The organism is Brevundimonas sp. (genome assembly GCF_023259385.1).
Lineage (GTDB): Bacteria > Pseudomonadota > Alphaproteobacteria > Caulobacterales > Caulobacteraceae > Brevundimonas.
Genome location: NZ_JAHFPF010000149.1, coordinates 1 through 8,797, shown reverse-complemented (window position 1 = coordinate 8,797; position 8,797 = coordinate 1). Strand labels below are relative to the sequence as shown.

The 8,797-nt window shown below is 69.1% G+C and carries 8 protein-coding genes, 1 tRNA gene and 2 rRNA genes; 7 read left to right on the top strand and 4 right to left on the bottom strand.

Annotation, left to right across the window (positions count from 1 at the left end; translation table 11 throughout):
- From Q0C81_RS12075 to Q0C81_RS12055, 5 genes are all read left to right on the top strand, one after another.
- Nucleotides 1-130 (top strand): 23S ribosomal RNA (locus tag Q0C81_RS12075); the annotation flags it as partial.
- 67 nt (nucleotides 131-197) lie between these two features.
- Nucleotides 198-312 (top strand): 5S ribosomal RNA (gene rrf, locus Q0C81_RS12070).
- 85 nt (nucleotides 313-397) lie between these two features.
- Nucleotides 398-474 (top strand) — tRNA-Met (locus Q0C81_RS12065).
- A gap of 263 nt (nucleotides 475-737) precedes the next feature.
- Nucleotides 738-1,112, top strand: a complete 375-nt coding sequence (locus Q0C81_RS12060; RefSeq protein ID WP_291838066.1) for a BlaI/MecI/CopY family transcriptional regulator — start codon at nucleotides 738-740, stop codon at nucleotides 1,110-1,112.
- Nucleotides 1,109-2,836 (top strand): M56 family metallopeptidase, encoded by a 1,728-nt coding sequence (locus Q0C81_RS12055; RefSeq protein ID WP_291838064.1) that lies wholly within the window; start codon nucleotides 1,109-1,111, stop codon nucleotides 2,834-2,836. Before Q0C81_RS12060 ends, Q0C81_RS12055 begins: the two co-directional genes overlap by 4 nt.
- A 54-nt stretch (nucleotides 2,837-2,890) precedes the next feature.
- Here the strand turns inward: Q0C81_RS12055 and ileS are convergent, their stop codons facing one another.
- Complete coding sequence (gene ileS, locus Q0C81_RS12050) at nucleotides 2,891-5,806, bottom strand: isoleucine--tRNA ligase (protein ID WP_291838062.1); 2,916 nt, start codon at nucleotides 5,804-5,806, stop codon at nucleotides 2,891-2,893.
- Between the two features lie 208 nt (nucleotides 5,807-6,014).
- Between ileS and Q0C81_RS12045 the strand changes: the two genes are divergently transcribed.
- Both Q0C81_RS12045 and Q0C81_RS12040 read left to right on the top strand, forming a co-directional pair.
- On the top strand, nucleotides 6,015-6,257 hold the full coding sequence (locus Q0C81_RS12045) for a hypothetical protein (protein ID WP_291838060.1): 243 nt from the start codon (nucleotides 6,015-6,017) through the stop codon (nucleotides 6,255-6,257).
- Nucleotides 6,235-6,873: a zeta toxin family protein gene (locus tag Q0C81_RS12040; protein WP_291838058.1), complete on the top strand. Its 639-nt coding sequence runs from the start codon at nucleotides 6,235-6,237 to the stop codon at nucleotides 6,871-6,873. Before Q0C81_RS12045 ends, Q0C81_RS12040 begins: the two co-directional genes overlap by 23 nt.
- Here the strand turns inward: Q0C81_RS12040 and Q0C81_RS12035 are convergent.
- From Q0C81_RS12035 to Q0C81_RS12025, 3 genes are all read right to left on the bottom strand, one after another.
- Complete coding sequence (locus Q0C81_RS12035) at nucleotides 6,858-7,799, bottom strand: bifunctional riboflavin kinase/FAD synthetase (RefSeq protein WP_291838055.1); 942 nt, start codon at nucleotides 7,797-7,799, stop codon at nucleotides 6,858-6,860. The two genes, Q0C81_RS12040 and Q0C81_RS12035, sit on opposite strands and share 16 nt — an antisense overlap.
- Complete coding sequence (locus tag Q0C81_RS12030) at nucleotides 7,796-8,257, bottom strand: MaoC family dehydratase (RefSeq protein WP_291838053.1); 462 nt, start codon at nucleotides 8,255-8,257, stop codon at nucleotides 7,796-7,798. The genes Q0C81_RS12035 and Q0C81_RS12030 overlap by 4 nt, the downstream gene beginning before the upstream one ends.
- 38 nt (nucleotides 8,258-8,295) lie before the next feature.
- Nucleotides 8,296-8,797: TIGR01459 family HAD-type hydrolase (locus tag Q0C81_RS12025; RefSeq protein WP_291838052.1), on the bottom strand; the 502-nt coding region annotated here is incomplete at its 5' end.

The following is an 8,797-nucleotide window of genomic DNA, read 5'->3' as shown; positions in this document are numbered from 1 at the left end:
AAGCGGGAAACTAACCTCAAAACAAGGCTTCGCTGAGGATCGTGGAAGACTACCACGTTGATAGGCCAGGTGTGGAAGTGGGGCGACCCATGAAGCTTACTGGTACTAATAATCCGATCGGCTTGATCGTTTCTCAGCAAAACTCATTCGATTTTTTGACAATGTCTTCTTCGCAATCCTTCTATCCGCCTGGTTGACCTGGTGGCTATGTCGGAGGTTCCCCACCCGATCCCATTCCGAACTCGGTCGTTAAGCCCTCCAGAGCCGATGGTACTTCGTCTTAAGGCGCGGGAGAGTAGGTCGCCGCCGGGTCTACCAGTCGGATAGAATGATTGCTTTATGTCGCCGTTACTGGCGCGTCTTCTCGAACGTCTCTTCCTTCATTTCTACCGTTTGCCGCGGGATGGAGCAGCCCGGTAGCTCGTCAGGCTCATAACCTGAAGGTCGTAGGTTCAAATCCTACTCCCGCACCCAAGCTTTTAAGCCGTTAGATCAATCGTCTAACGGCTTTTTGCTGTCCGGAACGCCGCGTGCGGGCGCCTCCAGATCCGCTTTTGCGCGCCGATCGTCCGCCGCAGCCCTTTTTCAAAGCCCCGCCCGGTCCCGCCGGCGGGGCTTTTCGGCGTTCAGCCCTGTCCTGGCCCGGCGCCTTTCGCCGAGTTCATCCGGCCGCCCCGATCCTGACGCAATTCGCTACAAGTGTAGCGCTACACATGTAGCGATCCGGAGGCGCTGTGATGATCGAAACCCTTCCCAGACGTGAGCGAGAGGTGTTCGAGACCCTGTGCCGGCTGGAGCAGGCCACCACGGGCGCGGTCCGCGCGGCCCTGGCCGATCCGCTCAGCGATTCCGCCGTCCGCACCCTGCTGACCCGGCTGGAGGCCAAGGGCCTGGTCGTGCGCGAGGCGGGGGAGGGCGGCGTCGCCTATCGCCCGGCGCCCGCGCCCGAGGCCCTGGCCACCGGCGCCCTGCACCGGATGGTCGACACCTTCTTCGCCGGTTCCGCCGCCAGCGCCGCCACCGCCTTGCTGGGCCTGACCCGGGCCCTGAAGCCGGACGAGATCGCAGCCTTGAGGCGCGCCATCGACGACGCCGGGGAGCGCGACGCATGACCGTCGTCCTCATCCTCGAACTGCTGGTCAAATCGGGCGTCATCGCTGGCGCCGGACTGTTGCTGGCGGCCGCCCTGCGCGAACGTCCCGCCACCGAAGGCGTCGATCTGCTGCGCGTCACCGTCCTGCTGCTGCTGGTCCTGCCGGTGCTGATGCTGCTGACGCCGGATCTGGCCCTGCCGCTGCTGCCCGGCGCCGCCGCGCCGGAGACGACGCTCGCCCCCATGCCGCTCTGGGCCGGAGAAGTGGGCCCGGTGGCGGGGGTGTCCCTGTCCACCTCCCTGGTCGAGCCGTCGCCCGGCCTGCTCCTCTCCTGGGTCTGGGCCGCCGGCGCCGCCCTTGTCGCGGGTCGCTTCGCCCTGGGCCTGTGGACCCTGATGACATGGACGCGCGCCGGACGACCGGTGACGTCCCCCCTGTGGACCGCGCCGCTGGAGCGCATCGCCGCGCGCCTTCGCCCCCGCCTGCTGGCCTCGTCCGCCGTGGCCGCGCCGCTGAGCTGGGGCCTGCCGCCCGGCGTGGTGCTGATCGGCGACGACCATGTGGCCCGGCCGGAGTGCGCGCGCGCTGTCCTGGCCCATGAACTGGCCCACATCCGCCGCCGCGACTGGCTGTTCCTGCTGCTGTCCCGCTGCGCCCTGGCCCTGTTCTGGTTCAATCCGCTGGTCTGGTGGCTGCACGCCGAACTGGCCGCGCGGACCGAGGACGCCGCCGACGCCGAGGCCCTGAAGGTTCTGGATCCGGGCGCCTACGCCCGCACGCTCGTCGGCCTCGCCGCCGATTTCGGTCAGCCCGCCGCCCTCGGCATGACCGGCCCCGCCCGCTCTCTCTCCAAAAGGATCGCCCGCATCATGAAGACCCGCCGCTCCCTGCCTGCCCGTCCCCTGGTCCTGGCCCTGACGGTCGGCGCCCTGGTCGCCGTCGCCACCCCGCTGGCCGCCGTCGAACTGACGCAACAGGCCGCTCCGCCGCCGCCCCCCAGCGCCCCCCGCCATGCGCCGAAGGCTCCTCCGGCGCCCCCGGCCCCGCGTTCGGCCATGAACTGGGTGGCGCCGCCCGCGCCGCCTGCGCCTCCGGCTCCGCCTTCAGCTGTGGAATGGACCGCGCCGCCCGCGCCGCCGGCCCCGCCGGCGCCTCCGCCTCCGCCCCGGGCGCCCCGGTTCCAGACCTCGCAGGTCTACTGGACCGAGAACGCCGATCCGGAGACCCGCCGTCTGGCCGACCAGGCGAGGGAACAGGCTGCGCAAGCGCGGGAGCAGGCCGCCCAGGCCCGTGAGCAGGCCGTCCAGGCGCGAGCCGATGCGGCCCAAGTCCGGGCCCAGGCCGCCCAGGTGCGCGCCGAAGCCGCCGCCATTTCCCGCTCCGACGTGCGCCGACAGGCGGAACAGGCGCGAGCCCTGGGCGAAGCGGCGCGTGTCGAGGCCCGCCACGCCGAGGCCCAGGCCGCGGTCGCCCGCCGCGAAGCCGGGCGCGCCATGGCCCAGGCCCGTGTCGAAATGGCCCGCGGCGCTGACGAGATGGAGCGCGGCGCGCAGCAGATGCGTGAGGAATCGCGCCGCCTGCGCGACCCGGCCTATCGCGCGCAGGTGATCGAGCGGCAACGCGTCGCCGGCCACCCGGTCACGGATGAGGACCTGCGCGCCCTGTCGCCGAAGCTCGCCCGTCAGGCCGAGGAGTTGGCCGCCCAGTCCGTTCAACTGCGCAATCAGTCCCGGGAAGGCTGACGGCCGGTCTGAATGGAAAGACGGCCCCGTCCGGGATCGGGCGGGGCCGTTTTGTTATGCGCGCTGGGCGTCCCACCAGCGGACCGCGTCCGCGTCGCGGGCGCTGAGATCCGGGTAGTCCGGATCGGAGCCGACGTCGGGCACCCGCCGCCACGAGCGGGCGCATTTGGGATGGTCGGCCAGCTTGACCTCGACCGAGATCGCCTCGCCGCCGTGGACCAGTTCGGCGCCCGAGGTCCGGAAGATCTCCGCGGCGTCCAGCTCGGCGAACGCCGCGAAGGCGCCGGCGGGACCGGTCACGACCGGCCAGGCGTCCAGCGCCCCGCCGATGACCTTCTCGCGCCGGGCGGCTTCCAGCGCCTCGTTGACGACCTCGAGCACGCCCTGGACGCCGGCCCAGCGGTCGGCTTCCTGCGGGTTGTTCCACTCCGCCGGCGTCTCCGGGATGACCCGCGCGCAGTTGGAGCCGCCCTCGGGGAAGCGGGTGGTCCAGGCTTCTTCCATCGTGAACGGCGTCAGCGGGGCCAGCCAGGCCGTCAGGCGCGCGAAGACCTCGTCCATCACCGTGCGGGCGGCGCGGCGGCGGATCGCATCGGGGCGGTCGCAGTACAGGCTGTCCTTGCGGACGTCGAAATACAGGGCCGACAGGTCGTTGGAGCAGAATTCCAGCACCGGGCGGACGACATCCTGGAAGCGGTATTCGGCGTAGGCGGCGCGGACCTGGCCATCCAGCTCATGCAGGCGGTGGAGGATGAATTTCTCCAGCGGCGGCATCTCGGCGTAGGGCAGGCGTTCGCTTTCGTCGAAGTCGGCCAGGGCGCCCAACAGATAGCGCACCGTGTTGCGCAGCTTGCGATAGGCGTCGACCGTGGTCTGCAGGATCTGCTTCCCGATCCGCTGGTCCTCGGCATAGTCCACCAGCGCCACCCACAGGCGCAGGATGTCGGCGCCCGACTCCTTGATCACGGTCGCCGGGTCCACGGTGTTGCCCTTGGACTTGGACATCTTCTCCCCGTTCTCATCCTGGGTGAAACCATGGGTGAGAACAGCGTCATAGGGGGCGCGGCCGCGGGTGCCGGAGCCTTCGAGCAGGTTGGACTGGAACCAGCCGCGGTGCTGGTCCGAGCCTTCCAGATACAGGTCCGCGGGCCAGTGCGAGGGGCGATCGCCGACATAGCCGTGGGCCGGGTCGCGGGCCTCCAGCGTGAAGGCGTGGGTGCAGCCCGAGTCGAACCAGACATCCAGGATGTCCTCGATCTTCTCGTACTTGGCCGGGTCGTTGACGCCCAGGAAGTCGGCGTCCGGCGTCTCGAACCAGGCGTCGGCGCCGCCCTTGCTGACCGCGGCCAGGATGCGGGCGTCGACCTCCGCATCGACCAGCGGCTGGCCGGTCTGCTTGTCCACGAACATCGCCAGGGGCGTGCCCCAGGCGCGCTGCCGGCTGATCAGCCAGTCGGGACGGCCCTCGACCATCGACCGGATGCGGTTCTTGCCCGCCGCCGGGTGGAAGGCGGTGGCGTCGATCGCGGCCAGCGCCCGCTCGCGCAGGGTGCCGTCGTCTTCCAGCGGGGCGTCCATGCGGATGAACCACTGCGGCGTATTGCGGAAGATGACCGGCGCGCGCGAACGCCAGCTGTGCGGATAGGAATGCTCCATCCGGCCGCGGGCCAGCAGGGTCCCGGCCTCGATCAGCTTGTCCATCACCGCGCCGTTGGCGGGGCCGAACTTGCCGGTCTTCTTGCCCTCGGTCTCCAGCACCTTCAGGCCCGCGAACAGGGGCACGTGGTCATAGTAGGCGCCGTCCGGATCAACCGTGTCCGGCACCTCGTGATGGCCGTGGGCCTTCCAGACCTCGAAGTCGTCGGCGCCGTGGCCCGGGGCCGTGTGCACGAAGCCCGTGCCGGCGTCGTCGGTGACGTGGTCGCCGGCCAGCAGCGGCACGGCGAAGCCATAGCCGGGCGACAGGGCCGCCAGCGGATGGGCGCACTCCAGGCCCGACGGGTTCAGGTCGTCGACGCGGGTCCAGGCGGCGATCTTGGCGGCCTTGAACACGTCCTCGGCCAGCTTGTCAGCCAGGATCAGGCGGTCGCCCGGCTTGGCCCAGGGCTCGAACTCCAGGCCTTCCTCCATGGCCGTGACCTCATACAGGCCATAGGCGATCTCGGGGCCATAGCTGATGGCGCGGTTGGCCGGGATGGTCCAGGGCGTGGTGGTCCAGATCACGACGGACGGGGTCGCGTGGCGGAACGACAGCAGGTCGTCCGGATGATCGTCCGTGGCGCCGGTGACCGGGAATTTGACCCAGACCATCGGGCTGACGTGGTCGTGGTATTCGATCTCGGCGTCGGCCAGGGCCGTGCGCTCGACCGGCGACCACATGACGGGCTTGGAGCCGCGATACAGCTGGCCCGAGTTCTTGAACTTGTGGAACTCGGCGACGATGGCCGCCTCGGTCGCGAAGTCCATGGTGGCGTAGCGGTTGTCCCAGTCGCCGGTTATGCCCAGGCGCTTGAACTGCTCGCGCTGCACGTCGATCCAGCCGGCGGCGTATTCGCGGCAGGCGGCGCGGAACTCGGCCTTGGAGACCTCGTCCTTGCGGCGGCCCTTGGCGCGATACTGTTCCTCGATCTTCCACTCGATCGGCAGGCCGTGGCAGTCCCAGCCGGGGACGTAGTCGACGTCGTTGCCCAGCAGGAACCGGCTGCGGACGACGAAGTCCTTCAGCGTCTTGTTCAGGGCGTGGCCGATGTGGATGTCGCCGTTGGCGTAGGGCGGGCCGTCGTGCAGCACATACAGCGGCGCGCCCTCGGCCTGACGCTGCTTGCGCAGGGCGGCGTAGAGGTCGCCCCATTGCGCGATGATCTGCGGTTCCTTCTGGGGCAGGCCGCCGCGCATGGGGAAGGGCGTCTCCGGCAGGAAGACGGTTTCGCGGTAATCGCGGCCGGAGGGGGTGTCGGTGGCGTCAGCCATGAAGTCTCGTTTCGTCGTGTGTGATCGTTCGCGTTGGTTTCGAAGTCCCGACGTGCGCGGGGCAAAAGCCCTGCGGCGCTACGCCGGGCGGCTAATCGAAATGGGGCGAAACACGCGGACGGTCATGGTGCTAGCGGTCTAGCAGGGGCGTTGGTCGGGCGCCAGCGGGAGCCTTGCCAAGAGTCCCTGCGGGGCCGATATTCAATCCATGACCGACATCACCCTGCAGCGATCCGCCAAGGGCAAGCGCGCCGGCAAGAAGCCGAAGGGCGTCACCCTGCGTCGGGTGACGACATCCGAAGGCGACAAGGTCACGATCCGCGCGGTCGATGCTCACAGCCCGACCTTCGGCGAGGACTTCCTGTACGTCTTCAGCAAGAACGTCGAGGCGGCGCGGCGCGAGAACAAGCGGGTGATCGGCTCCGCCGATGGCGTCAAGAAGCCCGCCTAGGTCGCCTTCGCTCTGGATCATCGCCGGGCCCAACGGCTCCGGAAAGAGCAGCGCCTATGGCATGGCGGCGGTCAATGAACCGTCGGGCTCGATCTGGATCATCAATCCCGACGAACTGGCCAGGCGGATCGCCGAGCAGGAAGACCTGCCGCTTCAGCCGGCCAACCTGGAGGCGGTTCGGCGCATTGAATCATGGCTGTTCACCTCGCTGGACGCTTACCAGACCATCGGCGTCGAAACGGTGCTTTCGACCGACAAGTACCGGCGGCTGGTCGAACATGCCCGGAAACGGGGTTTCAGCGTCAGCCTGATCTACGTCTTCCTCGAGACCGCCGAGCTGAACGTTGAGCGGGTGGCGACACGGGTTCGCAAGGGCGGCCATGCCGTGCCGGAGGACAAGATCCGGGGGCGCCGGGACCGCTCTTTCGCGCAGTTCGGCTGGTTCTTCGATGCGGCGGACACGGTCGATGTCTACGACAACTCCGGCGCGCGACCCCAGCGGGTCATGACCAAACGCGGCGACGAGGTGACGGTCTATGATGACCTTCCGGACGGGATGCTGGCTTCACTGGAGCAGGTGATGCCGGGCTTCGGGGCCATCTACGAGGGCGACTGAGCCAGCGCCGTTCGCGCATTTTCAGCGTCTTGCCCGATCTGGACTTTCAGCGCGTCCAGTCCGTCGAACTTCATCTCGCCGCGCAGGAAGGCGACCAGTTCGGTCTCGACCGTCTGGCCGTAGAGGTCCTCGCTGAAGTCGAACAGCCAGACCTCCAGCAGGGGATCGTCGGTCGGATACATCGGCCGCACGCCCAGGTTGGCGACGCCGTCGATCACCCGCCCGTCCGGCAGGCGGGTCCGGGCCGCATAGACCCCGTAGGCCGGGCGCATGTAGTCGCCCATGGCGATGTTGGCGGTCGGTATGCCGATGGTCCGGCCCCGCTTGTCGCCGTGGATCACCTCGCCGGCGATGGCGAAGGGGCGGCCCAGGATGGCGGCGGCGCGGGCCATGTCGCCGGCCTTCAGCGCCTCGCGCACGGCCGAGGACGACAGTTTCAGCCCGTCGGCGTCGTCCAGTCGCTCGGCGACGGAGACGGTGAAGCCCGCCGTCTCGCCGTAGCGGCGCAGGGCGTCGGGCGAGCCGGTGCGGCCCTTGCCGAAGGTGAAGTCGAAACCGACGGCGGCGTGCCTGATCCCGATGCCGTCGCCCAGCACGTCGCGGGCGAACTGTTCGTCAGTCATGGCCGCCATCTCGCCGTCGAAGGGCAAGAGATAGAGGCGATCGACTCCCAGGGACTCCAGCGCCCGGGCCATCTGGTCGGGCGTCATCAGGCGGAAGGGGGCGGCGTCGGGCTGGAACCAGCGGCGCGGATGCGGATCGAAGCTGACGACGGCCAGGGGAACGCCCAGACGGGCGGCGGCCTCGCGGGCGTCGGCGATGACGGCCTGATGCCCGCGGAGAACGCAGTCGAAGGCGCCGATGGCGAGCTCCGCCCCCCGTTGCTCCGGGGGCAGGCCGCGCCAGCCGCGGACGACCTGGATCAACGCGCGGACGGCTTGCGGCGGCGCGGCACGCGAACCATGGCGATGCCGTCCATGATCAGCTTGCCTTCGACGAAGCCCTCGCAGTTCAGCTCGACCCGCGCGCTTTCCTGATCGACCGACAGCACGGTGATGCGGATCAGGACGGTGTCGTCGATGCGGACCGGCAGATGGAAGGCCAGGGTCTGGGAGATGTAGATCGCGCCGGCGCCGGGCAGGATGGTGCCGACCACCGCCGAGCCGAACGAGGCCGACAACAGGCCGTGGGCGATGCGGCCGCGATAGGCGGTCCTGGAGGCGAAGGCCTCGTCCAGGTGGACCGGATTGAAGTCATCCGACGCCTCGGCGAACAGGCGGATCCGCTCCTCGGTGACGTGGATCACCTTTTCGGCGGCCATGCCCGCGTGAAGCTCCTCGAGGATGTAGCCGCCCGAGGGATGTTTCTGAACCAGATCAACCATGAGGGGGTGTTAGCGCCCGTGCGACAGAATGACCATCCTCACCACGCGAGATCGAGCATGGCGTGGCGCGCATATGTCGTTTCAGCCTTCAACAGGGCGGCGGCGCGGTCGGGGTCGAGGCGTCCGTCCGGTCCCTTGGCCTGATCGCCGTGGATGCCCTGGGCGATGAACAGGCAATCCAGCGCCTGTTTGTTGGCCCCGAGGACGTCGGTCACGACGCCGTCGCCGATGCACAGCACGCGCGAACGATCGACCGGCTTGCCCAGCAGGGTCGCGGCTTCGTGCAGGGCCAGGTCGTAGATCGGGCCGAACGGCTTGCCCGCCATGGTCACGCGCCCGCCGAGGCTTTCGTACAGGTCCGCCAGCGAGCCGGCGCAATAGATCAGCCGGTCGCCACGCTGAACCACCCGGTCCGGGTTGGCGCAGATCATCTCCAGATCCTGCGCGGCGGCGGCGGCCAGGCGCTCGCGATAGTCCTCCGGCGTCTCGACCTCGTCGTCATAGGGGCCGGTGACGGAGATGAAGGCGGCGCCCGAGGCG

Bases quoted from the DNA above. Each gene is read 5' to 3' on its own strand.
- Q0C81_RS12060 (WP_291838066.1), top strand. From the start codon at position 738: ATGATCGAAACCCTTCCCAGACGTGAGCGAGAGGTGTTCGAGACCCTG.
- Q0C81_RS12055 (WP_291838064.1), top strand. From the start codon at position 1,109: ATGACCGTCGTCCTCATCCTCGAACTGCTGGTCAAATCGGGCGTCATC.
- ileS (WP_291838062.1), bottom strand. From the start codon at position 5,806: ATGGCTGACGCCACCGACACCCCCTCCGGCCGCGATTACCGCGAAACC.
- Q0C81_RS12045 (WP_291838060.1), top strand. From the start codon at position 6,015: ATGACCGACATCACCCTGCAGCGATCCGCCAAGGGCAAGCGCGCCGGC.
- Q0C81_RS12040 (WP_291838058.1), top strand. From the start codon at position 6,235: ATGGCGTCAAGAAGCCCGCCTAGGTCGCCTTCGCTCTGGATCATCGCC.
- Q0C81_RS12030 (WP_291838053.1), bottom strand. From the start codon at position 8,257: ATGGTTGATCTGGTTCAGAAACATCCCTCGGGCGGCTACATCCTCGAG.